Raw genomic sequence first — 23,572 nt, forward strand, 5'->3', positions numbered from 1 at the left:
AAATCAATTGGTGCTACCTGTGGTTTTGCGTTCCGCGTGACGCTCGCAATTTGGTGTGCAGGAGAGCACGGTGCGGGACGTTTGTTTATAGACGCGCACTGTGTTGCCTTCGTCGATCGACACCAGGATCCGCTCGTCGACGATGGCGTTTCCGTCCTGATCGAGGATGACCAAGTTGGTGGTTCCGAAGTTGCGGCCGGTAATGACGATCGTACGGGCATCCGCAACCGTCGCGTCCGCCACCTCGGCATTGCCAATGATGACCTTGCTGACCGGGCGGTCGAGCTTCAATACGCGCGCATGATCCATATACACACGCATCAAGTCGCTTTCGGCCGCAGCGGCAACCGATGGGGCGAGGGCGGCGATCGCGAATGCGAAAATGGCGGCTCGGCCGGTCGCGAATGGCGTGGTCATGGCGGGTCCCTAGGTGGTGTTCATGCCATACTCACTGGTCTTGGTGAACGAACCGTTAAGTCGACGCTATCGAGGCTTTGCGGAGGCTTTGCCGTTTTCTGTTCGTTTACCCAAAAATCAGGGATGCTTCGTTAACCTTCAGGTAACCGCCTTCTTTAAGTTGATGGCAATGCGCCAGGACTAGTTTGGGGTTCATCCGATCAACGGCAACAGTTGGCGGAAGTGCTGAACAACAAACGTGAAGTAGGAGAATCATCATGAAGAAGATTTTTGCCCGTCTGATGAAGGACGAGTCCGGCGCGACCGCCATCGAGTATGGCCTCATTGCCGCGCTCATCTCCGTTGCCCTGATCGCAGGTGCAACGACCCTCGGCAACCAGCTGAATTCCGTCTTCAGCAGCCTCGGCACCAAGATGTCGAATGCTGCGACCGCCGCAGCCAAGTAATCGGGCTGACCGCCTCGAACGGAGGGGATTTCGATGAAGTCGATTTTCTGCCGCTTGCTGCGGGATGAGTCCGGAGCGACCGCGATCGAATACGGCATGATTGCCGCCCTCGTCTCGGTGGCGCTCATTGTCGGTGCAAGTTCGCTCGGCAATGCGATTAACGCCACGTTCAGCGGGGTCGAAACGACGGTTTCGACGAGCACGGCCGGAAAACTGTGACGATCCAGCTTTCGTAGCGGATCGACGATGGAGCCGCCCCCGAAAAGGGCGGCTCCATCGGTATCTATGGATCCTGCGATCGGATCTCAGATCGCGTGCATCTGATTTCGGGAGGCCGTGAATATGACTGAAGCCGCCATTTTCGTAGTCTTTCCCTTTTGCCTGGGATTTGCGGCGTTTTCCGACCTGCTGACGATGACGATCCCGAACCGTGTTTCGGTGATCCTGCTTGGTGCCTTTTTCCTGGTGGCGCCAATGTCCGGCTTGGGGTTCGCCGAGATCGGCCTGCATGTGCTCGCGGCCGCCGCAGTCTTTGCCGCATGTTTTGCCCTGTTTGCGACGAACGTGATGGGCGGCGGGGACGCGAAGCTCCTGACGGCCTGCGCCATCTGGTTCGGCCTGACGTCGTCGTTGACGGCCTTCCTGCTCTATGTCTCGATCTTCGGCGGCGTGCTGACGCTCGCGGTGCTTTTGTTGCGCCAGCAGGAGGATACGATCCTTGCGAGCGGCATTCCTTTCCCGCAGCTTTTGCTCACGGCCAAGAAAATTCCTTACGGGATCGCGATCGCGCTTGGGGGCTTTGCCGCCTATCCCTCGTCGCCGCTTATGGAGGCGGCCTTCGCGCGGCTGACTTGAGAGACCTTTGGGCCGACTGGTCAGCTTTCGTTAACTGCGCTCATAAGTAATCCGTTAACCATAATTACACCAATTCCTGATCAATCTGAGCCTGGCATTTTTTCGGGGCTCGGAAACAATCATGAAACCGGTTCGCATCATCATACTGGCAGTGGCCGTTCTCTCGGCTGCGATGGCCGGTCTTTTGGCGATGAGGCTGACGGGCGCGCCTGCGCCGCAGATGGCTGAACCGGTCGTCGAGCGTGCCCCCACCGTCAACGTGCTTGTCGCCAGCAAGAGCCTGCCCGTCGGATCGCGACTGGGCGGCGACAGCATCCAATGGATGGCTTGGCCGAAGGACGGTGTGGTCGATGGCATCATTACCGAAGAAAATCAGCCGACCGCGATCGATGATCTGAGCGGCGCGGTCGTGCGTCTGCCGATCTTCAACGGCGAACCCGTGCGCCACGAAAAGGTGGCAGATTCGTCCAGCCGCATCATGTCGTCGCTGCTGCCGGCGGGCAAGCGCGCCGTTGCGACCGAAATCACGGTCGCAACCGGTGCCGGTGGCTTCATCCTGCCGAACGACCGCGTCGACGTGATCATGGTGCGCAAGGGTGACGGCGAACTCTACCTGACCGAAACCGTGCTCAGCAATGTGCGTGTGCTCGCGATCGACCAGCAGGTCGAGGAAAAGGATGACGGCACCAAGGCGGTGGTTGGAACCACGGCCACGCTGGAACTTACGCCCGACCAGTCGAAGGTGATGACGGTTGCGCAGCAGATGGCGGAACGTATTTCGCTGGCGCTCCGAAGCGTCGCCGATGCGCAGGAGTCTGACACGGACGCCGCGGACTATCTGCTGAGCGGTGACGGCCAACCGAACATTCAGGTCATCAAGTCCGGCTCCATCGTCAAGGGCGATGGAACGGTCGGCCAGACGCAGCAATGACAGACACGAGCAGGAACCAGGTGAGAACGGGGCATAAGGTGAAACGGAGCGGAAACAAATTTCGGGCGTCTGTCGCAGCCGGCCTATCATTCTGCCTGGCGGTTACCGGCATGTATCTGCCGGCGCCGACGGAAGCTTTTGCCGGCGCGTCCTCGGTCGTCCGCATCGTCGAAAGCGGCCCCGGCGTGAAGAAGAAGGTCAGCCTCGGTTTGAACAAGGCCGTAGTCGTCGATTTGCCTGCAGACGCGCATGATATCCTCGTTGCCGACCCGTCTCTCGCCGACGCCGTGACCCGTACGTCGCGGCGCATCTACCTCTTCGGCAAGTCGGTCGGCCAGACCAACATCTTCGTCTTCGGTCCCAATGGCGAGGAGATCGTCTCCCTCGACATCGAGGTCGAGCGCGATGTCTCCAGCCTTCAGTCCAACCTGCGCCGCTTCATTCCCGACGCCGATATCAATGTCGAGATCGTCTCGGACAACATCGTACTGACCGGCACCGTGCGCACACCGCTCGATTCCACCCGTGCCGTCGACCTTGCCAAGGCCTTCCTTCAGGGCGGTGAGGCGACCACGCGCAACATCACGGCCCAGGGCAACAATGGTGACGCCGATATTTTCGCCGAAGACCGGCAGGTGTCGCAGATCGTCAATCTCCTGACCATCGATGGCGACGACCAGGTCAATCTCAAGGTCACCGTGGCCGAGGTCAGCCGCCAGGTGCTGAAACAGCTCGGCTTCAACGGCCGTGTTGGCGACGGCGAAAGCGGGATTGCTTTCCGAAACCCGGCCAACCTCGGCGATGCGGTCGGCGTCGGCGTGAACGCGATCATCAACAAGACGGTCGGCGGCACGGTGATCTCCAGCTACATCAACGCGATGGAGCAGGCCGGCGTCATGCGGACGCTGGCTGAGCCAAGCCTGACGGCGATTTCGGGCCAAGAAGCCAAATTCTACGTCGGCGGCGAGTTTCGCCTGCCCGGAACCCAGGAAGTCACGACTGATGACAAGACCGGCGAGGAAAAGGTTACACGCGAAGTCAACGATGTCGAATACGGTATCCGCCTGAACTTCAAGCCGGTCGTCCTCGGCCCCGGGCGCATCAGCCTGAAGATCGAGACGAATGTCTCCGAGCCTACCTACGAGGGATCCGTCGTCACCGGCAACGGCAAGAACGCGATCCCCGGCAACACCTTCCTCGGCATCCGCAAGCGTGAGGCATCGACCAGCGTCGAACTGCCGTCCGGTGGTTCGATCGTGATCGCCGGCCTGGTTCAGGACAACATTCGCCAGGCGATGTCTGGCCTGCCGGGCGCTTCGAAGATCCCGGTCCTCGGCACGCTGTTCCGCAGCAAGGACTTCGTGCGCAACGAGACCGAACTGGTCATCATCGCCACGCCCTATCTGGTCCGTCCGGTTGCCAGAAGCGCGATCTCCCGGCCTGACGACAACTTCAATCCGGCCAACGATCTCGACAGTTACTTCCTCGGCCGCGTGAACCGCATTTACGGACGGCCGGAAGCGACCGCTCCGGCAGGCCGTTACCACGGCAACGTTGGCTTCATCTACAAATAGGCTGGGTCATGACGCTTCGAACCGATTTCCACGTGAATTCCAAAAGGCCGAACGCCATGTCCTCAGGTCCGTCCGGAACATTCATCCGTCGCACGAGCCGGGCAGCCGTCCTGGTGCTGGCCGGTGCCCTGCTTGCCGGTTGCGGCACGAGGGACAATCTGGCGACCGGCTCCATCCCCGACGACTACCGCACCCGGCATCCGATTGTGCTCGCCGAAGGGGAACGCGTCATCGATATCCCGATCGCCTCGGGCGATCGCCGTCTTACTCAGGGCACGCGCGATGTCATCGCCGGTTTTGCGGCCGACTATCGCAACTCGGCAAGCGGCGTCGTGCAGATCATGATGCCGCGGGGCGCTGCCAACAGCCACGCCGCCCAGGCGATGCGCCGGGAAATCCGCGGCGTGCTGGTGAATGCCGGCGTACCGGCCAAGAGGTTGCTGGAGACGAGCTACGACGCCGGACCCTATGGCGACGCGGCCCCTATCCGTCTGAGCTATGTGGCGATCACGGCGCAGACGGGACCTTGCGGCACCTGGCCGGAAGACATGAACCTCAACACCATGGAAAACAAGAACTACTACAACTTCGGTTGCGCCTCGCAATCGAACCTGGCGGCCCAGCTTGCCAACCCGACGGACCTCCTCGGTCCGCGTCAGATGTCGCCGATCGACGCCGAGCAGCGCGGCCAGGTGATCACGGATTGGCGTGGAACCGAGAAGAAGGACGGCACGGTCATCACCTTCAACTGATATCGGCTGGATGAAAAGATGAGTACCATCGATTACAGGATCGAGACTGGGACCGAGGGGGACGACCCGTCCTTCGATGCGCGTATGAGCGATCTGGAGCAGGTTCGTCCGTTGCCGCGGATTTCGATCCACGCGTTTTGCGAAAGCAACGCGATGTTGCGGCTGATGGAGCGGTGCGGCCAGGATCGGCGCATGGCGAAGGTGAGCCTGCGCATCAACAGCGGCAGCATCGATGCCGCCGCCAACATGTTCGCGACCGTATCGACGCCCAACCTGATCATTCTCGAGACGGCGACGGAACCGCGGTCGCTGCTGACCGAACTGGCACCGCTGGCGGAAGTCTGCGATCCCAGCACCAAGGTGATCCTCGTCGGCAAGCACAACGATATCGGGCTCTACCGCGAACTCATCCGCAACGGCATTTCCGAATACATGGTCGCGCCGGTTTCGATGCCGGACATTCTCACTGCCGTTTCGGCGATCTTCGTCGACCCGGATGCCGAACCCTTGGGGCGAAGCATCGCCTTCATCGGTGCGAAGGGCGGCTGCGGATCGTCCGTGATCGCGCACAATTGTGCCTGGGGCATCTCCAGCCTGTTCTCGACCGAAACGATTCTCGCCGATCTCGACTTGCCCTATGGCACCGCCAACATCGATTTCGACCAGGATCCGCCGCAGGGCATTGCCGAGGCGGTCTTTGCGCCGGAGCGCCTGGACGAGGTGTTTCTCGACCGTCTGCTGACCAAGTGCTCCGAGCACCTGTCGCTGCTGGCGGCACCTTCGATGCTCGACCGCGCCTATGACTTCGAGACCGGGGCTTTCCACCCGATCCTCGAGATCCTGCAGCGCAGCGCCCCCGTTTCCGTTCTCGACATTCCGCACCTGTGGACGGACTGGACACGGTCCGTGCTCGGCGAAGCCGACGAGGTGGTGATCACGGCGATCCCCGATCTTGCCAGCCTGCGCAACACCAAGAACCTGCTCGACGCCCTGAAGAGGCTGCGCCCCAACGACAAGGCGCCCCACCTGGTGCTGAACCAGGTCGGCATGCCGAAGCGGCCGGAGATTGCCGCCAACGAGTTCTGCGATTCGCTGGAAATCGAAGCCGCGGCCATCATTCCCTTCGACGCGGCTCTGTTCGGTAACGCTTCGAACAGCGGGCGGATGATCGCCGAAATCGACAAGAAAGCGCCGGCCGCTGAAACCTTCTCGCAGCTCGCACATCTTCTGACCGGCCGCGTGACGATGAAGAAGGCCCGGCGCGGCGGCCTCGGCAAGATGCTTGCAGCGCTCGGCAGGAAATAGGAAGTAGGATTACGCAGATGTTTGGCAAGCGCGGAAACGAAGGCTTCGGCAAAGGCGGCGGCACCCCGGTTTCCGCCCCTCCGCCGATCGTGGCTGCGGTGCAAGCGCCGGTGGTCGAGCGCGCCGTGCCGGTACTCGCCGATACGCCCTCCGCCAGCGCCAGAGTGCCGACGCCCGCCCCGCCAGCAAGACGGCGGCAGGCGCGGACGGAAGACTACTACGACACGAAATCGCAGGTCTTCTCCGCGCTGATCGACACGATCGACCTGTCGCAGCTCGCCAAGCTCGATACGGAGAGCGCGCGCGAGGAAATCCGCGATATCGTCAACGACATCATCACGATCAAGAACTTCGCGATGTCGATCTCCGAGCAGGAGGAACTGCTCGACGATATCTGCAACGACGTTCTGGGTTACGGTCCGCTCGAACCGTTGCTTGCCCGCGACGACATCGCCGACATCATGGTCAACGGTGCCGGCCAGACCTTCATCGAAGTCGCCGGTAAAGTGCAGGAATCGGAAATCCGGTTCCGCGACAACGCGCAGCTTCTTTCGATCTGCCAGCGCATCGTCGGCCAGGTCGGCCGCCGCGTCGACGAATCGAGCCCGATCTGCGACGCCCGCCTGCCGGACGGGTCCCGCGTCAACGTCATTGCCCCACCGCTCGCCATCGACGGCACGGCGCTGACCATCCGCAAGTTCAAGAAAGACAAGCTGACGCTCGAGCAGCTGGTCCGCTTCGGCTCGATCACGCCAGAGGGCGCCGTTCTCCTGCAGATTATCGGTCGTGTCCGCTGCAACATCGTCATTTCGGGCGGCACGGGCTCGGGCAAGACGACGCTTCTCAATTGCCTGACACGCTATATCGACACGGATGAGCGCGTGATCACCTGCGAAGACACGGCCGAACTCCAATTGCAGCAGCCGCATGTCGTGCGCCTCGAAACCCGCCCACCGAACATCGAAGGCGAAGGCGAGATCACCATGCGCGATCTCATCAAAAACTGCCTGCGCATGCGCCCCGAACGCATCATCGTCGGCGAAGTGCGTGGCCCGGAAGTCTTCGACCTGCTGCAGGCGATGAACACCGGCCATGACGGCTCGATGGGAACCATCCACGCCAACACGCCGCGCGAATGCCTGAGCCGCATGGAATCAATGATCGCGCTTGGCGGTTATACGCTGCCTGCAAAGACCGTGCGCGAGATCATCGCCGGATCGGTGGACGTGATCATCCAGGCGTCCCGCCTTCGCGATGGTTCCCGCCGCATCACCCACATCACCGAGGTGGTGGGCATGGAAGGCGACGTGATCATCACCCAGGACCTGATGCGCTACGAGATCGATGGCGAAGACGCCGGCGGGCGGATCATCGGCCGCCATATGTCGACCGGCATCGGCCGGCCGCACTTCTGGGATCGCGCGCGCTACTTCAACGAGGACAAGCGACTAGCCGCGACCCTCGACGCGATGGACAAGGGCTAGGAGCTGCGATGTTCGGGATAGACATCACGGTTCTGGCGCTAGCGGCCCTCGTCGCCATATCGGCGGCGGCGCTTGCCTACGGCCTGCTGTTCTCGCGCATCGAAAGCGAAAAGAAGGCGGAAGGCCGCGTGCGCAAGATCAGCGTGGCGGAAACCGACCGCGCCAAGATGAAGGCCGCACGCGACCGCGTGAGCGAACTGTCGAAACGGCGAAAATCCGTCCAGGATTCGCTGAAGGAACTGGAAAAGAAACAGCAGGAGCGCTCGGCCAAAGCCACCCCCTCGATGAAGGTGCGTCTCACCCAGGCGGACCTGTCGATCTCCATCGGGCGCTTTTATCTGTTCAGCGCGCTCTTCGGTTTTTTCGCCTTTCTGGTCGTGCTGATATTGGGCGCCGGGCTCCCCATTGCCGTCGGCTTTGGCATGATCGCCGGTCTCGGCCTGCCGCGCTGGTTCATCGGCTACCTGGTCAAGCGGCGCTGCAAGAAGTTCCTTGAGGAATTCCCGAACGCGCTCGAAGTCATGGTCCGCTCCATCAAGTCGGGCCTTCCCTTGAACGACGCACTGCGCCTCATCGCCGCCGACGGCCAGGAGCCGGTCAAGACCGAGTTTCGCCGCGTGGTGGAATCCCAGCAGGTGGGCCTGAGCGTGACCGAGGCCTGCGCCCGTATGGTCAACAGCATTCCCCTGCCGGAGGTGAATTTCTTCGCCATCGTGATCGCCATCCAGGCGCAGGCGGGCGGCAACCTCTCGGAAGCTCTCGGCAACCTGTCCAGGGTCCTGCGCGAGCGCAGGAAGATGCGGGCGAAGGTCAGCGCCATGTCGATGGAAGCCAAGGCCTCGGCCTGCATCATCGGCGCCCTGCCGTTCATCGTCACGCTTTTGGTCTACCTGACATCACCCGCCTACATGATGGTGCTTTTCACCGACCCCCGCGGTCATCTGATCATCGGTGCCGGCCTGTTCTGGATGAGCATCGGCATTTGGGTGATGCGCAACATGATCAACTTCGACATCTGAGGGGCGTCGATGAGCACTGACCTGATCAAGACCCTGACCGATCCCAACGTCGTCGTCGCCATTCTGGTTTCGCTCGCCGTGCTCGCAACCTTCTATTCGCTGATCGTGCCGCTGTTCGATCGCGGCGATCTCGGGAAGCGGATGAAGTCCGTTGCCACCGAGCGCGAACAGATCCGGGCGCGCGAGCGCGCGCGGCTTGCCACCGAGGTTCAAAACGGCAGGGCAAGTCTGCGGGGGCAGAACAACGCCTCCATCCGGCAGGTCGTCGAGCGGCTCAACCTGCGCTCGGCGCTCGTCGACGACAACACGGTCAACCGGTTGAAAATGGCCGGCTTCCGTTCGCAGAACGCGCTCAACACCTTCCTGTTCGCGCGCTTCTGCCTGCCCTTCCTGTTCCTGATCGTCGCGCTCGTCTATATCTTCGTGCTCGGCAATTTTGCCGACAAGCCGCTGATGGTACGGCTGTTCTTCGCGATTGGCTTTGCCTATGTCGGCTTTTACGCGCCGAATATCGTGGTGGCCAACGCCGTCTCCAAGCGCCAGGCATCGATACGTCGGGCCTGGCCGGATGCGCTGGATCTCCTGCTGATCTGCGTCGAATCGGGCGTGTCGATGGAACTGGGGATGCGTCGCGTCGCCGACGAAGTGGCCTCGCAGTCGCAGCCGCTGGCGGAAGAGCTGGTGCTGACGACGGCGGAACTGTCGTTCCTGCCCGACCGCCGGGTTGCGCTTGAAAATCTCGGGCAGCGCACCGGCCTCGAAGAGGTGAAGTCCGTGGTCCAGGCGCTGATCCAGGCGGACCGCTACGGCACGCCGATCGGCCAGGCTCTGCGCGTGCTTGCACAGGAAAGCCGCGACCAGCGCATGACGGCAGCCGAGAAGAAGGCGGCTGCCCTGCCGCCGAAGCTGACCGTGCCGATGATCCTGTTCTTCCTGCCGGTGCTGGTCGCCGTCATCCTTGGACCGGCCGGCATCCAGGTCGCCGACAAATTCTAGGCAGCGGCGCCGCTGTCGGCGCTCTACAAACATGGGTTCGAAAACCGCTTGCGCGGTGGCGGACAAAGGCATGCCGCGCAAATGTGCGCGGCTGACTTTGCGGATGACGGTAGCGGTAGATGGAAGCGCTAGAGGGACCAAGAGCGTCTCTGAAGAACGCGGCGCGCCTTAGTTGGCGACCTTCTTGTCGTCGGCCTTGGCGAGCTCTTTCCATGCGCCCTGCTGCGACAGCATTGAGCGCAGATAGGCGACGTTCGCTTCCGCCTGCTCGCTGGAAAGCTCCTGGCGGGCGATCGTCTCGGCTTCCTGGAAGCGGCCCTGAAGGCCGACGGCGAGCGCGAGGTTCTGGCGCACGCTGCTGTCGGCGCCGGGCTGGCTTGCCGCCGACTTGAGGTAGGTTTCGGCGGTACGAAGGTCCTTGGTCAGAAGATAGGACATGCCGAGATTGGAGAGTACTGACGGCTCGTTCGGCTTGAGGTCGAGAGCCTCGCGGTAGCGCAGTCGCGCCTCCTGGGCGCGGCCCAGCTGGTCGAGGATTGCGCCCTCGGCCGATTTCAGCTTCCAGTCCGGACGGTCGGGTGTCTGCGCCCGGCCGATTGTCGCAAGCGCCTGCTCGAGCTGACCGGCGGCGGCCTGTGCCTTGCCGTAGGCGCCGAGCACTTCGCGGTCCGACGGATGGTTGATCGCGACCTGCTGCATCACCGCAAGCGCCTGCTCATTGCGGCCAGTCATGCGCAGGAGATTGGCATAGTTGAGGCCCGCTTCGCGATCCTTGGGGTTCTTTTCATAGGCCTGGCCGATGCTTTCGGCAGCGGCCGAAAGCTCAGGCGCGGTCATCGACTGCACCGGTTTTGACGTTCTGGAGATCGACCCCGTCGTCAGCTCCTTCTTCGGCTGGTTGGCGCAGCCGGCAAGCGAAAGCGCCACCAGCGCGATCGCCGCGCCCTGCAAGAAACGGGCGCGTCTCGAGGATGAGGTCGTATATTTGGCCATGTGTGTCCCCAGCATGCATTCGCGCACCTGAACTTCAGACAACACCGGCGCAACTTTCACTCCAGCAATAATCTGTTAACCCTAACAGAGCGTTAATGGCGCGATTCCATCTCTGTCAGCCGAGGACTTTCATGGCTCCCTATCAGTTCATCGAGCGGCCGTCGCCGTTCAACACCAGCGCCGGCAAGACCCTGCCGATCTTCGCCGTCACGCCGGCGCATATCGAGACGGGGACGATCGACCCGATCGCTTTGGACTGGGCGCGCAAGGCAGGCTTTACGGCCGAGTCCGGCGCGGTGCTGTTGATCCCGTCCGCCGACGGCCATCTTGGCGGCGCGCTCTTCGGCCTCGGCAGCAACCCGTCGGAAGCGCCGTTCCTCGCAGGCAAGCTGGCGCGGGCGCTGCCGGCCGGCAAATGGCATATCGAAACGGCACCGCTGACGGCCAACCGGCTGGCGCTCGGCTACGGCCTCGGCTCCTATCGGTTCGAGCGCTACAAGTCCGCCAAGGGCGAACCGCCGACGCTGCTCATCCCCGCCGATGCGGACGCGACCGACATCAAGCGCCAGCTCGCTGGCGTGTTCCTCGCCCGTGACCTCATCAACACGCCGACCAACGACATGGGACCGGAAGCGCTCGAAGGCGCGTTCCGCGCGCTTGCCGCCCACTACAAGGCCGATGTTTCGGTCATAACCGGCGAAGCGCTGCTGACGCAGAACTTCCCGCTGGTTCACACCGTCGGCCGCGCCAGCGCCGAGGCTCCGCGCCTGCTGGAGCTGCGCTGGGGCAAGAAGGTCCACAAGAAGGTAACGCTCGTCGGCAAGGGCGTGTGCTTCGATACCGGCGGTCTCGACATCAAGCCGTCGGCCTCCATGCTGCTGATGAAGAAGGACATGGGCGGTGCCGCCAACGTCCTTGGCCTGGCGCTGATGATCATGGACGCCAAGCTCAAGGTGGATCTGCGCGTCATCGTGCCGGTGGTCGAAAACTCTATTTCCGCCAATGCTTTCCGGCCCGGCGACATCTATCGCAGCCGCAAGGGCCTGACGGTGCAGATCGACAATACCGATGCCGAAGGCCGGCTGATCCTTGCCGACGCGCTCGCCTATGCCGACGAAGAGAAGACGGATCTGCTCGTCGACATGGCGACGCTGACCGGTGCCGCGCGCGTCGCGCTCGGCCCGGATCTGCCGCCTTTCTTCACCGACGATGCCGATCTGGCCCACGATCTGACGGAAGCAAGCCTCGAGGTCGACGATCCGATGTGGCGCATGCCGCTCTATAACGGGTATGACAAGGATGTCTCGGCCCGCATCGCCGACCTCACCAACGCGCCTGCGGGCGGCATGGCCGGATCGATCACTGCGGCACTCTTCCTCCGGCGCTTCGTCACCAACGCCAAGAGCTGGGTCCATTTCGATATCTTCGGCTGGGCTCCGTCCGAGCGCCCGCATTCGACGGTTGGCGGGGAGGCGCAGGCAATCCGTGCGCTTTACCAGCACGTCCAGAAGATGACGAGGTAACCGCAACCAGGCGTAACCGGCAAAGAAACGCTTGCGTAACGATCCGCCGCTATCGTGGCGGATCAGTATCACGCGTAGGAGCCGCCATTGCCGATCGAGCTAACGCCCTCCCAGGCCCTCGGGCTTTGGCATTCGGTGTCGCTCGCCCAGGTTCGCGTCGACAGCCGCGACCTGACCTTGCGGCAGCTGGCGATCCTGCTGCACATCTACCTCGTGCCGCCGCCGCACACCGTGCGTGGATTGGCGGCGACGCTTGGGGTCACCAAGCCGGTCATCACCCGCGCGCTCGACACCATGGGAGCGCTTGGACTAGTCGATCGCACCCGCGACGAGCGTGATCGCCGCAACGTCGTCATCAAAAGGACAGTCGAGGGTGCTCTCTATCTTGAAAAATTCGGTGACCTGATCATTGATCAGGGCCGCAAGCAGCTGAAGTGAGTAGACATGTCGACACCGCCCGATCGCCGCCTGAACGCCTATCGCCCCGACCTCGCAGAGAGCCGGCTACGCGGTGTCGTGCAAGCCGAACGCTACGTCGAGGGAAGCGTTGCGCGCATCTCTGTTCCGGTTGCGCCCCTGCGGGCCAAGCCCGATCTCGCCTGCGGCACCGACACCGAGCTGCTGCTCGGCGAATCCGTTCGGGTACTCGACACCAACGAAAGCTGGTGTTGGGTGAAGGCCGATCTCGACGGCTATGTCGGCTATCTTCCGGAGTATTGCCTTGCGCCGGTGGTCAAGAGCCCGACCCATATCGTGACGGCGCCGCGCACCTTCGTCTATACCGGCCATGATCTGCGTTTCCCGACGGTCTATCCGCTGTCGATGGGCAGCCGGTTGACGGTTGTCGATGAACGCGAAACGAGGGGCACGCGCTACTTTCTGCTCGACGGCGGCCAGGCGGTCATCGCCAATCACTGCATCGAGGTCGGCAGTGTTGTGCCGGGAGACTATGTCTCGGTCGCTGCCCGCTTCGTCGAAACACCCTATCTCTGGGGTGGGCGTTCCGGCTTCGGCATCGATTGCTCCGGCCTTGTGCAATTGTCGATGATGATGGTCGGCAGGCAGGCGCCGCGCGATTCCGACATGCAGGCGACGGGGTTGGGAACGCCGATTGGGCGCGAAGAGCTCACACGCGGCGACCTCGTCTTCTGGAAAGGGCACGTCGCGCTGATGGAGGACGACGAAACCCTGATCCACGCCAACGGTCACACGATGACGGTTGCGCGAGAGGGCTTGGAGGCCTCGATCGAGCGGATTGGCTGGCTCTATGAGCAGCCGACGGGCTACCGCCGTCCCTGAGCGCCCGCAAACGGAGCGTAGGGGGGCGCGAGCCTCCGCAATCGTAGCCGATGAAGGCAAAACACCCGTTCACGTCGCAGAATGCGACGCTGCGTCTCTGCCAGGAGGCTCGGCGTGGCAAGCGTCGCACCTCGCTTTCGCTGGATCAGTAGCCGGCTACTTTGTCGACGACGTGTTCGAGCGCCTGTCCGCCTTCGAAGCGGGCGATCTGCTGCTCCACATGGCGGAAGAGGGCCTTGACGTCGGAGGATGCCGCCACGTGCGGTGTGACGTAGACGTTGGGCAGGGTCCAGAAACGGCTGTCCTGGGCAAGCGGCTCCTGCTCGAAAACGTCGAGCGAGGCACCAGCGAGCACGCCGCTGTCGAGCGCCTTCAGGATGTCCGCTTCGAGCTGGCTACCGCCGCGGCCGGCATTGATGAAAACAGGCGCGCCGAACGGGCCGTTACGGCTGAGCCTTGCAAACAGGCGCAGGTTGAAAATGCCGCGGGTGTCCGGCGTCAGCGGCAGCAGGCCGACAAGGAAGTCGCTGCGTGCCAGGAAGCTGTCGAGTTCGTTGCCGCCAAAGGTCTCGATGCCGGCGACGTCGCGCTTGCTGCGCGACCAGCCGATGACCTTGAAGCCCATGGCCGAGAGCTTGCGGGCGGCGTCCTGGCCAAGCACGCCCATGCCCATGATGCCGACGGTGATGTCGGCGGCTTCTGGCTGGGTCAGGTCGCGCCATTCGCGTTTCGCCGCCTGCGCCTCGTAGGTGCGGTGCTGGCGCAGGTGCATGAGGCACTGCATGACCACCCATTCGCTCATGCGCGTCGTCAGTGTCTGGTCGACGAAGCGCACGAGCGGCACTTCGGGAAGGCCGGGCAGCGTAAGCACATGATCGACGCCGGCGCCGCCGGAGAACACCACCTTGAGGTCCGGTGCCCTTTCGAAGAGGTCCGGTGCCGACTTCCAGACGACCGCATAGTCGATGCCCGAGAGGTCGCGGTTGTGGTGCACGGCATCGGCGCGGTTGATCACCTCGCGATCCGGGAAGGCCCCGCGAAGCGCCGCCTCGACCTCCTCCGGAATGAACTTCAGATCGACGATGACGGGGCTTTTTGCGGACATTCGGGCACCTATTGGCGGATCGCGGTCAAGTTGACGGCTTCGAGGTTGAAGGCGGCAGCCATCAGCGCCTTCGTGTAGTCCTGGCTCGGGGCATTGAAAATGCGTTCGGCCGGGCCCTGCTCCACCACCTTGCCCATGCGCATCACGATCATCTCGTTGGCAAGGGCGCGCACGACCTTGAGGTCGTGGCTGATGAACAGATAGGCGAGGTCGTGTTTGCTCTGCAGGTCCCGCAGGAGGTCGACCACCTGCGCCTGCACGCTCATGTCGAGCGCCGAGGTCGGCTCGTCGAGCATCACGAATTGCGGCTTAAGCACCATGGCGCGGGCAATGGCGATGCGCTGCCGCTGGCCGCCGGAGAACTCGTGCGGATAGCGCCAGCGGGTCGCGGGATCGAGGCCCACTTCTTCGAGCGCCGCCGCGACGCGGGCGTCGCGCTCGTTGTCGGATAGGGAGCGCTCGTGGATTTTCAGGCCTTCGGCGATGATATCGGCCACCGACATGCGCGGGCTGAGTGAGCCGTAGGGATCCTGGAAGACGATCTGCATCCGGTTTCGAAGCGGCCGCATCTCGTTGAAGCTGTAGCGGTCGATGTCCTTGCCGATGAAGGCGATGCGACCCTTCGACGAGATCAGCCGCGTCAACGCAAGCCCGAGCGTCGTCTTGCCGGAGCCGGATTCGCCGACGACGCCGAGTGTCTGGCCTGCACGCAGCTTCAGATCGATGCCGTCGACGGCCTTCACATGATCGACCACCTTGCGCAGGAATCCCGCCTTGATTGGGAACCACACCTTCATCTCAGAGGCTTCCATCACGATCGGCTTTGACGCGTCAGACGGCGGCGGATTGCCCTTCGGCTCGGAGGCGAGCAGATGGCGGGTGTAGGCATGCTGCGGATTGGCAAAGATCTCGGCGGTCGGTCCCGTTTCGACGATCTTGCCCTTGGTCATGACGCAGACCCGATCGGCGATCTTGCGCACGATGCCGAGGTCATGGGTGATGAACAGCATCGACATGCCGTGCTCATCCTTGAGCGTCTTCAACAGCTCGAGGATCTGTGCCTGCACGGTGACGTCGAGTGCGGTCGTCGGCTCGTCGGCGATCAAGAGTTCCGGTCGGTTGGCGAGCGCCATCGCGATCATCACACGCTGGCGCTGGCCACCCGAGAGCTCGTGCGGATAGGCGCTCAGCCGCTTCTCCGGCTCGCGGATGCCGACCTGGTTGAGCAGCTCGAGAATGCGCGTGCGCCGCGCTGCACCCTCCAGCCCCTGGTGCAGTTCGAGGATCTCGCCGATCTGCCGCTCGATCGAATGCAGCGGGTTGAGCGAGGTCATCGGCTCCTGGAAGATCATGGTGATGTCGTTGCCGCGGGCGTGGCGCAGCTCCGCATCGCTGGCTTTCAGCAGGTCCTTGCCGTTGAAGACGATTTCGCCGCTCGGGTGGCTGGCGGACGGGTAGGGCAAGAGCTTCAGGATCGAGTTGGCCGAGACCGATTTGCCCGAACCGGATTCGCCGACAAGCGCCACGGTCTCGCCGCGCCTGATGTCGAAGGAGATATGGTCGACGGCAACGGAGGTGTTGCCGCCCTGGTGAAAGGCGACGGAAAGGTCACGGACGGAGAGGATTGGATCTGTCATCGTCGCGCTCACCGGAACGTCTTTCTCGGATCGAAGGCATCGCGCGTCGCTTCGCCCACGAAGATCAGCAGCGACAGCATCAGCGACATGACGCAGAAGGCCGTCAGCCCCAGCCAGGGCGCCTGCAGGTTGGACTTGCCCTGGGCGATCATCTCGCCGAGCGAGGGCGATCCCGGCGGCATGCCGAAGCCGAGGAAGTCGAGCGAAGTCAGCGTCGTGATCGAGCCAGAGAGGATGAAGGGCAGGAAGGTCAGCGTCGCCACCATCGCGTTCGGCAGGAGGTGGCGATACATGATCGTGCCATTGCCGACGCCGAGCGCGCGTGCCGCGTTGACGTATTCGAAATTGCGAGCCCGCAGGAACTCGGCGCGCACGACACCGACGAAACCGACCCAGGAGAACAAGAGCATGATACCAAGCAGGATGAAGAAGCCTGGCGGCAGGATCGCGGCGATGATCAGGAGAATGTAGAGCACCGGCATCGACGACCAGATCTCGATGAAACGCTGCATCAGGAGGTCGGTCCAGCCGCCGAAATAACCCTGGATGGCGCCGGCGGTGACACCGATCACCGCCGAGGCGATGGTGAGCGTCAGGCCGAAGAGCACCGATATGCGGAAGCCATAGATCATGCGCGCAAAGACGTCGCGGGCCTGGTCATCGGTGCCGAGCCAATTGAGGTTTCCGACGATGCAGTTCCGGTCGTTGGTCTTGTCAGGGTAGGCGGAGCAGCGCTCTTCCTTGTCCATCAGCCAGAACGGCTTGGTCGGCGCCGAATGCGGGATGTTGGAATTGACCGTCTGGTAGGAATAGCGCACCGGCGGCCAGATCATCCAGCCATTGGCCTCGATCTCGTCGCGGATGAAGTCGGAGCGATAGTCGGTCTCGGCCAGGAAGCCGCCGAACTTTTCCTCCGGATAGTCGATGACGACAGGGAACAAAAGCTCGCCCTTGTAGGAGGCGATGATCGGCTTGTCGTTGGCGATCAGTTCACCGACCAGGCTGAGCCCGAACAGCGCCAGGAACAGCCAAAGCGACCAGTAGCCGCGTCGGTTCGCCTTGAAATTCTGCCAGCGGCGCTGGTTGACCGGTGACAACCAGCCACGCGGCGCCACAGCGGTCGGGGACGTTGCGAGGCTTGCCATCAGACGTCCCTCCGCTCGAAATCGATGCGCGGATCGACCCAGGTGTAGATGAGGTCCGACAGCAGGCTGACGAGCAGGCCCATCAGCGAGAAGATGAAGAGCGTGGCAAAGACGATCGGATAGTCGCGCTTGACGACCGAATCATAGCCGAGCCGGCCGAGGCCATCGAGCGAGAAGATGTATTCGATCAAAAGCGAGCCGGTGAAGAAGGCCGAGATGAAGGCGCCGGGGAAGCCGGCGATGATGATCAGCATGGCGTTGCGGAAGACGTGGCCATAGAGCACCTGGCCGTCGGTCAGGCCCTTGGCCCGTGCCGTCGTTACATACTGCTTCTTGATTTCGTCGATGAAGGAATTCTTGGTGAGCAGCGTCGTCGTCGCAAAGGCCGAGAGCAGCAGCGTGATCAGCGGCAGCGTCATGTGCCAGATGTAGTCGAGGATCTTCTGCCACCAGGGCAAATCCCAGAAATTGTCGGAGACGATACCACGCAGCGGGAACCAGTCGAAGAACGAGCCGCCGGCAAAGACGACGATCAGCAGGATGCCGAAGAGGAAGCTCGGCACGGCGTAGCCGATGACGATGATGCCCGAGGTCCAGACGTCGAAGGCCGAACCGTCGGATACGGCCTTCTTGATGCCGAGCGGGATGGAGATCGCGTAGGAGAATAGAAGGATCCACAGCCCGAGCGAGATCGAGACCGGCATCTTCTCCTTGATCAGATCGATCACCGAGGTGTTGCGGAAGAAGCTCTCGCCGAAATCGAAGCGGAGATAGTTCCACATCATGGTAGCGAAGCGTTCGAGCGGCGGCTTGTCGAAGCCGAACTGCTTTTCGAGCTTGGCGATGAACTCCGGGTCAAGCCCTTGAGCGCCGCGATAGCGCCCGCCTTCGTCGCCGCCGGCCTGCATCAGGTCGCCGCTGCTGCCCGACAGGCGATCGGAGCCGCCGGCATTGGTCAGGTCCGAGATCACCTGCTCGACCGGGCCGCCGGGCGCGAATTGCACCACGATGAAGGAGATCGCCATGATCCCGAAGATCGTCGGGATCATCAAAAGCAGGCGGCGCAGGATGTAGGCACCCATCAGGCGGGCCTTTCGATCGACGTGTGGGCGGTGGCCCGGACCGGCGAAGCGTCGGCAAGCCGTCTATGGTGTCTCAATCCCTGTGTCTCCTTGCGGCTGTCAGGCCCGGATCGGGGCTTGTTTCAGTGATTCGTTTTTTTGCATTTGGAATCGAGACGCCATTCGAGTGCAAGGACTTCATTTGGGGGAGGCGTTTTTCGACCACCACGCGTCCGGAAAGCCTATTCCGTAGTAGGGCAGTTCCTGCGGACGGGCGAGCTGGTTCCAGTAAGCCACGCGAACCGAGCGCGAGTAGAACAGCGGAACCACGAAGTGATGGGCGAGAAGAACGCGATCGAGGGCCCGTGTTGTTGCCACCAGTTCGTCGTGGTTGGGCGCGAAGATGATCCTGCGGATGAGTTCGTCGATCGCCGGATCGGATATGCCGGCATAGTTTCTCGATCCCTGCTGATTGACCGAAGCCGAACCCCAGTAGTCGATCTGCTCGTTGCCGGGAACCAGTGTTTGCGCCCAGATGCCGTAGATCATGTCATAGTCGAAGCTTCGGACGCGGTTGGTGTATTGCGAATCGTCGACGGTCCGGATGCGCGCATCGATGCCGATCTTCTTCACGCTGTTGATGAACGGCGTGACGGTGCGCTCGAACGAGGGGTTGGCCAAGAGCAATTCGAAGCTGAAGGGCTCGCCGCTCTTTACGTTGACCAGGCGGTTGCCCTTGAGTTCGTAGCCCGCCTCCTTGAACAGCGCCAGCGCCTTGCGCAGGTTGTCGCGCACCTTCTGTGGGTCGCCGTTGACCGGGTTCGCGTAGGGCGCGGTGAAGACTTCTGGAGGAACCTTGTCCTTCAGTTCCTCCAGAATGGCCTTCTCGCGTCCTTCCGGCAAAGCCTTGGAGGCAAGCTCGGTGCCCCAGAAGTAGCTGTCGACACGCTGGAAGGCGTTGTAGGCGAGGTTGCGGTTCAGATCCTCGAAGTCGAAGGCGTAGTTCAGCGCCTCGCGCACGCGCTGATCCTTGAATTTGTCGCGGCGCATGTTCGGCACGAAGGCTTGCATGATGCCGGCTGCGCGCAGCGGGTTCTCGATCTCCTCGCGGACCACACGGCCATCCTTCATCGCCGGAAAGTCATAGGCGGTCGCCCAGTGACTGGCACTGTTGTCCTGGTAGAAATCGACGTTGCCGGCGCGGAAGGCTTCGAACTGCACGTTCCTGTCGCTGAAGAAGGCATAGCTGATCACGCCGAAATTATATTGCCCGACATTGACGTTGAGGCTCTTGCCCCAATAGTCGTCCCTGCGTTCGAAGCGGATCGAGCCGCCGGCCTGGAACGACGCAATCTTGTAGGGGCCTGAGCCCATCACCGGCTCCAGCGTCGTGCGGCTGATGTCGCGCTTGTTGCCCTTCTCGTCCTCGCCTTCCCACCAGTGTTTCGGCACGATGGGGAACTGGCCGAGGATGTTCGGCATTTCGTGGTTGTTCTTCTCGTCGAAGCGGAAGGTGACGTCGCGGTCGCCAGTCTTTTCCGCCGAAACCACGTGGCGGTAGTAGTTGGACAGAAGCGGATTGTGTTCCTTCACTTTTTCGAACGAAAAGACCACGTCCTCCGGCGTCACCGGCTTGCCGTCAGCCCACTTGGCCTCGGCGCGCAGGCGAAACGTCGCGGAGGAAATATCGTCGGGATAGGAAACGCCCTCGGCCAGCAGCCCATAGGCGGTTGTGATCTCGTCCTCGGCCGATTTCAACAACGTATCGAAGACGAGCGAGGTTACGCCGCTCGCCGCCTCGCCCTTGGAGAGAATCGGATTGAAGGTATCGAATGTACCGCTCTCCGACAGGCGCAGCTCTCCACCCTTGGGAGCGTCAGGATTGACGTAGTCGAAGCGCGCAAAATCGGGCTTGTATTTCAGTTCACCGATTGACGATGTTCCGTAGCGCCAGACGGGCTGTTCTTGGGCATTGCCTGCAGGAGGGAGGAGAAGGAACGCCGCTGTCAGTAGCGAGGCAGCGAGGCCAGGTTTCACGGTCCTGCAGAAGTTTGGCATCCAGCCGGTACCCCTTATATTTCAATCTTCTTTTGCGAGAGCATAGGCGAAATCAGGGCAAATGACAGGCACTGCCGCAAATCAGGCCAAATTTTTGAGTCACATCCCGGTGATTCACAAGCATGTAACGCGTAAGGCTGAGGCAAAGACGGGGCCTTAGGATCGGGGTTCGCCGGAGAGGCATGCCGCACAACGGCGCCGCTCGCCGCGAGACAAACGGGACGAAATTCAATGATTGCTCCATTTCGACGTTGCGGCTCGGCGTTTCTTGCGCTGCTGCTCGGAACAAGCCTCCTGATCGCCGACAACGCCGCGGCGGACGAAACGCCGGCCAAGGCGCTTTTCGGCGCCAAGGCCCTGCCTGCCGAGATGGCGGCAAATTCCTACGGCTTCTATGCGAAGGGATGCCTAGCCGGCGGTGTCGCCATCCCGACCGACGGGCCGACCTGGCAGGCAATGCGGCTGTCGCGCAACCGCCGCTGGGGCCATCCGCAGATGATCGCGCTGATCGAGCAGTTTTCCCACGACGCCGCCGACAAGGTCGGCTGGCCGGGCCTGTTGCTCGGCGATATCTCGCAGCCACGCGGCGGGCCGATGCTGTCGGGCCACGCCTCGCACCAGATCGGGCTCGATGCCGATATCTGGCTGACGCCGATGCCGCAACGCACGCTTACCTATCGCGAGCGCGAGGACATCTCCGCCACCTCGATGTTGCAGAAGAACAAATTCCTGACGGTCGACCGTTCGATCTGGACGCCGAAGCACGCGCAGCTGATCATGTTGGCGGCGAGCTACCCGCAGGTGGAGCGCGTCTTCGTCAATCCGGCGATCAAGAAGAAGCTCTGCGATACCTGGACGGGCGACCGCACGAATCTTGGCAAGGTCCGGCCGATCTACGGCCACGACTATCACTTCCACATCCGCATCAAGTGCCCCGCCGGCGCTTCGACCTGCAAGGATCAGGCGGAAGTGCCGGCGGGCGACGGCTGCGACAAGTCGCTGGCCTGGTGGTTCACCGACGAGCCATGGGCGAAGCCGACGAAGAAGCCGAACGCGAAGCCGGTCAAGCCGAAGGTGACGACGCTTGCCGATTTGCCGAAGGCCTGCGCTCTGGTCCTGAACGGCCCGGCGCCGGCCTCGGAAGCCGCCGCCACTTTTGGCACGGCCTACCGGGCTGCCGCGCCGGCCGCAGCGAACGATAGCATCGAGCAGGTGATCGGTGCGTCCGGTGATGTCCCTCCGGCCGATATCCCCGTACCAATGGCGCGTCCGACGCTGCAGTAGGATTAAGGACACACGAGCGGGGCGGGGAGGCATCAGCCTTCCCATTCCCGTGGCGCTCATGTATAGGGCAATCAAATCGATTTAAATATTGATGCGGGGCCCGGCATGGCGGATCGGAAATGTGTTGCGCTGATCGCGCATGATCAGAAGAAGGACGATCTTGCGGACTTTGCCAAGGCGCACGAGACGGTTCTGGCTGACTGGCGGATCGTTGCCACCGGCACGACCGGCGGTCGCGTCCTCGACGTCTGCCCAAGCCTCGATATCACCCGGCTGAAAAGCGGCCCCCTCGGCGGTGATCAGCAGATCGGCGCGATGATCGCCACCGGCGAAGTGCAACTGCTGATCTTCTTCGTCGATCCGCTGACCGCCATGCCGCACGATGTCGACGTCAAGGCGCTGATGCGCCTCGCCATCGTCTACGACATTCCGATGGCGCTCAATCGTGCAACGGCCGAGCAGTTGATCGACCTGAACCCCAGATGATGCGGGCTCCCGGCGGGCAGATGCTACTGAAATCCTCCCGCACTTTTCCTCATCCCGTTCTGTCTGATAGACAGTTCAGCAACCCAAGATGACGATCAGGATGGATCTTGCGATGTCCGGTACCAGTGAACACAGCTTTCCTTTTCCGATCCTGATCGGCGACATCGGCGGCACCAATGCGCGCTTCGCCCTGCTCATCGACGCTTTTGCCGACCCGAAGCAGCTGCCGCCGATCAAGACCGGTGATTTCGAGACGATCGAGGAGGCGCTGCAGAAGAGCATTCTCGACAAGACCTCCGTGCAGCCGCGCTCGGCGATCCTGGCGGTCGCTGGTCCGATTCGGGGCGACGAAATTCCGTTGACCAACGCCGGCTGGGTGATCCGGCCGAAGGACATGCTTTCGAGCCTCGGCCTCGAAGACGTGCTCATCATCAACGACTTCGAGGCGCAGGCGCTTGCCGTCGCCGCTCCGGCGGATGAGGATCTGGTGCAGATCGGCGGCGGCAGCATTCGGCCGCTGACCTCCCGCGTCGTGCTGGGTCCGGGAACGGGCCTTGGCGTCGGCGGTCTCGTCTTTGCCCAGCACACTTGGTTCCCGGTGCCGGGCGAAGGCGGACATGTCGATATCGGTCCGCGCACTGAGCGCGACTTCCAGATCTGGCCCTTTCTCGAGCCGATCGAAGGCCGCATGGCCGGCGAGCAGATCCTCTGCGGCCGCGGCATCATGAACCTTTACCGCGCGGTCTGCGCCGCCGATGGCGTTGACCCGGTTCTGACGGACCCCGCGGAAGTAACGACGCACGCACTGGCCGACAGCGACAGGGCGGCGATCGAGACCATCTCGCTGTTCTCGACCTATCTCGGGCGGGTCGCCGGCGACATGGCGCTGATCTTCATGGCGCGTGGCGGCGTTTTTCTGGCGGGCGGCATCTCGCAGAAGATCCTGCCGGCGCTCTTGAAGTCGCCCTTCCGTGCTGCGTTCGAGGACAAGGCGCCGCACTCGGCGCTGATGCGGACGATCCCCACCTTTGCCGTCATTCACCCGATGGCGGCGCTCTCCGGTTTGGCCGCTTTTGCCCGCACGCCGAGGGATTTCGGTGTGGCAACGGAAGGACGCCGCTGGAGAAGCTGACCCCGCTGCGCGCGCAAAGACTCGCCAAAGTGATATCAAACCACTATAGAGCGCCGGGAAAGATCGGGCC

General features: G+C 62.5%; 23 protein-coding genes. 16 read left to right on the forward strand and 7 right to left on the reverse strand.

Annotated features, from left to right (window positions below; translation table 11 throughout):
* Positions 1 to 3: 3 nt before the first annotated feature.
* Positions 4 to 417, reverse strand: a complete 414-nt coding sequence (locus tag BLU15_RS14580) for a pilus assembly protein N-terminal domain-containing protein (RefSeq protein WP_090296111.1) — start codon at positions 415 to 417, stop codon at positions 4 to 6.
* Positions 418 to 674: 257 nt separating this feature from the next.
* Here BLU15_RS14580 and BLU15_RS14585 point away from each other — a divergent pair, with 257 nt between their 5' ends.
* From BLU15_RS14585 to BLU15_RS14630, 10 genes are all read left to right on the forward strand, one after another.
* Complete coding sequence (locus BLU15_RS14585) at positions 675 to 863, forward strand: Flp family type IVb pilin (protein WP_090296113.1); 189 nt, start codon at positions 675 to 677, stop codon at positions 861 to 863.
* 33 nt (positions 864 to 896) lie between these two features.
* Entirely contained in the window at positions 897 to 1,082 is a 186-nt protein-coding gene (locus tag BLU15_RS14590; RefSeq protein ID WP_060580518.1) for a Flp family type IVb pilin, read from the forward strand.
* Positions 1,083 to 1,205: 123 nt separating this feature from the next.
* Positions 1,206 to 1,718, forward strand: a complete 513-nt coding sequence (locus BLU15_RS14595; protein WP_090296116.1) for an A24 family peptidase — start codon at positions 1,206 to 1,208, stop codon at positions 1,716 to 1,718.
* Positions 1,719 to 1,839: 121 nt separating this feature from the next.
* Positions 1,840 to 2,649, forward strand: coding sequence for a Flp pilus assembly protein CpaB (gene cpaB, locus BLU15_RS14600; RefSeq protein WP_034805067.1), 810 nt, complete (start codon positions 1,840 to 1,842; stop codon positions 2,647 to 2,649).
* Positions 2,646 to 4,223: a type II and III secretion system protein family protein gene (locus tag BLU15_RS14605; RefSeq protein WP_060609563.1), complete on the forward strand. Its 1,578-nt coding sequence runs from the start codon at positions 2,646 to 2,648 to the stop codon at positions 4,221 to 4,223. Before cpaB ends, BLU15_RS14605 begins: the two co-directional genes overlap by 4 nt.
* Positions 4,224 to 4,231: 8 nt before the next feature.
* Positions 4,232 to 4,975: a CpaD family pilus assembly protein gene (locus BLU15_RS14610; protein WP_371589945.1), complete on the forward strand. Its 744-nt coding sequence runs from the start codon at positions 4,232 to 4,234 to the stop codon at positions 4,973 to 4,975.
* A gap of 18 nt (positions 4,976 to 4,993) precedes the next feature.
* Entirely contained in the window at positions 4,994 to 6,280 is a 1,287-nt protein-coding gene (locus tag BLU15_RS14615) for an AAA family ATPase (RefSeq protein WP_060580521.1), read from the forward strand.
* Between the two features lie 17 nt (positions 6,281 to 6,297).
* Positions 6,298 to 7,764, forward strand: coding sequence for a CpaF family protein (locus tag BLU15_RS14620; RefSeq protein ID WP_060580522.1), 1,467 nt, complete (start codon positions 6,298 to 6,300; stop codon positions 7,762 to 7,764).
* 8 nt (positions 7,765 to 7,772) lie between these two features.
* Positions 7,773 to 8,783, forward strand: coding sequence for a type II secretion system F family protein (locus tag BLU15_RS14625; RefSeq protein ID WP_060609560.1), 1,011 nt, complete (start codon positions 7,773 to 7,775; stop codon positions 8,781 to 8,783).
* A 9-nt stretch (positions 8,784 to 8,792) separates the two neighbouring features.
* Positions 8,793 to 9,779 carry a type II secretion system F family protein gene (locus tag BLU15_RS14630; protein ID WP_060609557.1) on the forward strand — a complete coding sequence of 329 codons (987 nt, stop codon included), beginning with the start codon at positions 8,793 to 8,795 and terminating at the stop codon, positions 9,777 to 9,779.
* 168 nt (positions 9,780 to 9,947) lie between these two features.
* On the opposite strand, the gene BLU15_RS14635 is transcribed toward BLU15_RS14630, so the two are convergent.
* Positions 9,948 to 10,772, reverse strand: a complete 825-nt coding sequence (locus tag BLU15_RS14635; protein WP_060609554.1) for a tetratricopeptide repeat protein — start codon at positions 10,770 to 10,772, stop codon at positions 9,948 to 9,950.
* A 131-nt stretch (positions 10,773 to 10,903) separates the two neighbouring features.
* Here BLU15_RS14635 and BLU15_RS14640 point away from each other — a divergent pair, with 131 nt between their 5' ends.
* From BLU15_RS14640 to BLU15_RS14650, 3 genes are all read left to right on the forward strand, one after another.
* Complete coding sequence (locus BLU15_RS14640) at positions 10,904 to 12,295, forward strand: leucyl aminopeptidase family protein (protein WP_090296118.1); 1,392 nt, start codon at positions 10,904 to 10,906, stop codon at positions 12,293 to 12,295.
* 87 nt (positions 12,296 to 12,382) lie between these two features.
* Positions 12,383 to 12,733, forward strand: a complete 351-nt coding sequence (locus BLU15_RS14645; protein WP_034805040.1) for a MarR family transcriptional regulator — start codon at positions 12,383 to 12,385, stop codon at positions 12,731 to 12,733.
* A gap of 6 nt (positions 12,734 to 12,739) precedes the next feature.
* Positions 12,740 to 13,594 (forward strand): C40 family peptidase, encoded by an 855-nt coding sequence (locus BLU15_RS14650; protein ID WP_034805036.1) that lies wholly within the window; start codon positions 12,740 to 12,742, stop codon positions 13,592 to 13,594.
* 145 nt (positions 13,595 to 13,739) lie between these two features.
* Here BLU15_RS14650 and BLU15_RS14655 read toward each other — a convergent pair whose 3' ends face one another.
* The 5 genes from BLU15_RS14655 to BLU15_RS14675 all read right to left on the reverse strand — a co-directional run bounded on the left by BLU15_RS14655 (position 13,740) and on the right by BLU15_RS14675 (position 20,600).
* Positions 13,740 to 14,699 carry a 2-hydroxyacid dehydrogenase gene (locus BLU15_RS14655; protein ID WP_090296121.1) on the reverse strand — a complete coding sequence of 320 codons (960 nt, stop codon included), beginning with the start codon at positions 14,697 to 14,699 and terminating at the stop codon, positions 13,740 to 13,742.
* An 8-nt stretch (positions 14,700 to 14,707) separates the two neighbouring features.
* Complete coding sequence (locus BLU15_RS14660; RefSeq protein WP_034805312.1) at positions 14,708 to 16,336, reverse strand: ABC transporter ATP-binding protein; 1,629 nt, start codon at positions 16,334 to 16,336, stop codon at positions 14,708 to 14,710.
* An 8-nt stretch (positions 16,337 to 16,344) separates the two neighbouring features.
* A complete protein-coding gene (locus BLU15_RS14665) occupies positions 16,345 to 17,481 on the reverse strand; it encodes an ABC transporter permease (RefSeq protein ID WP_034805015.1) in 1,137 nt (378 codons plus the stop codon).
* Entirely contained in the window at positions 17,481 to 18,563 is a 1,083-nt protein-coding gene (locus tag BLU15_RS14670; protein WP_034805012.1) for a microcin C ABC transporter permease YejB, read from the reverse strand. The genes BLU15_RS14665 and BLU15_RS14670 overlap by 1 nt, the downstream gene beginning before the upstream one ends.
* Before the next feature lie 177 nt (positions 18,564 to 18,740).
* The gene (locus BLU15_RS14675; protein WP_090296123.1) at positions 18,741 to 20,600 is read right to left on the reverse strand and encodes an extracellular solute-binding protein; all 1,860 of its coding nucleotides are present in this window, start codon (positions 20,598 to 20,600) and stop codon (positions 18,741 to 18,743) included.
* Positions 20,601 to 20,831: 231 nt separating this feature from the next.
* On the opposite strand from BLU15_RS14675, the gene mepA reads away from it, so the two are divergent.
* From mepA to BLU15_RS14690, 3 genes are all read left to right on the forward strand, one after another.
* Positions 20,832 to 21,884, forward strand: coding sequence for a penicillin-insensitive murein endopeptidase (gene mepA / locus BLU15_RS14680; protein ID WP_090296126.1), 1,053 nt, complete (start codon positions 20,832 to 20,834; stop codon positions 21,882 to 21,884).
* A gap of 105 nt (positions 21,885 to 21,989) precedes the next feature.
* Positions 21,990 to 22,370: a methylglyoxal synthase gene (locus BLU15_RS14685; protein ID WP_034805003.1), complete on the forward strand. Its 381-nt coding sequence runs from the start codon at positions 21,990 to 21,992 to the stop codon at positions 22,368 to 22,370.
* 112 nt (positions 22,371 to 22,482) lie between these two features.
* Entirely contained in the window at positions 22,483 to 23,502 is a 1,020-nt protein-coding gene (locus tag BLU15_RS14690; RefSeq protein ID WP_090296393.1) for a glucokinase, read from the forward strand.
* The last annotated feature ends 70 nt before the right edge of the window (positions 23,503 to 23,572 follow it).

Origin of the sequence: Ensifer sp. YR511, from assembly GCF_900103045.1 — a bacterium.
In the GTDB taxonomy this organism is placed as follows: domain Bacteria; phylum Pseudomonadota; class Alphaproteobacteria; order Rhizobiales; family Rhizobiaceae; genus Ensifer; species Ensifer adhaerens.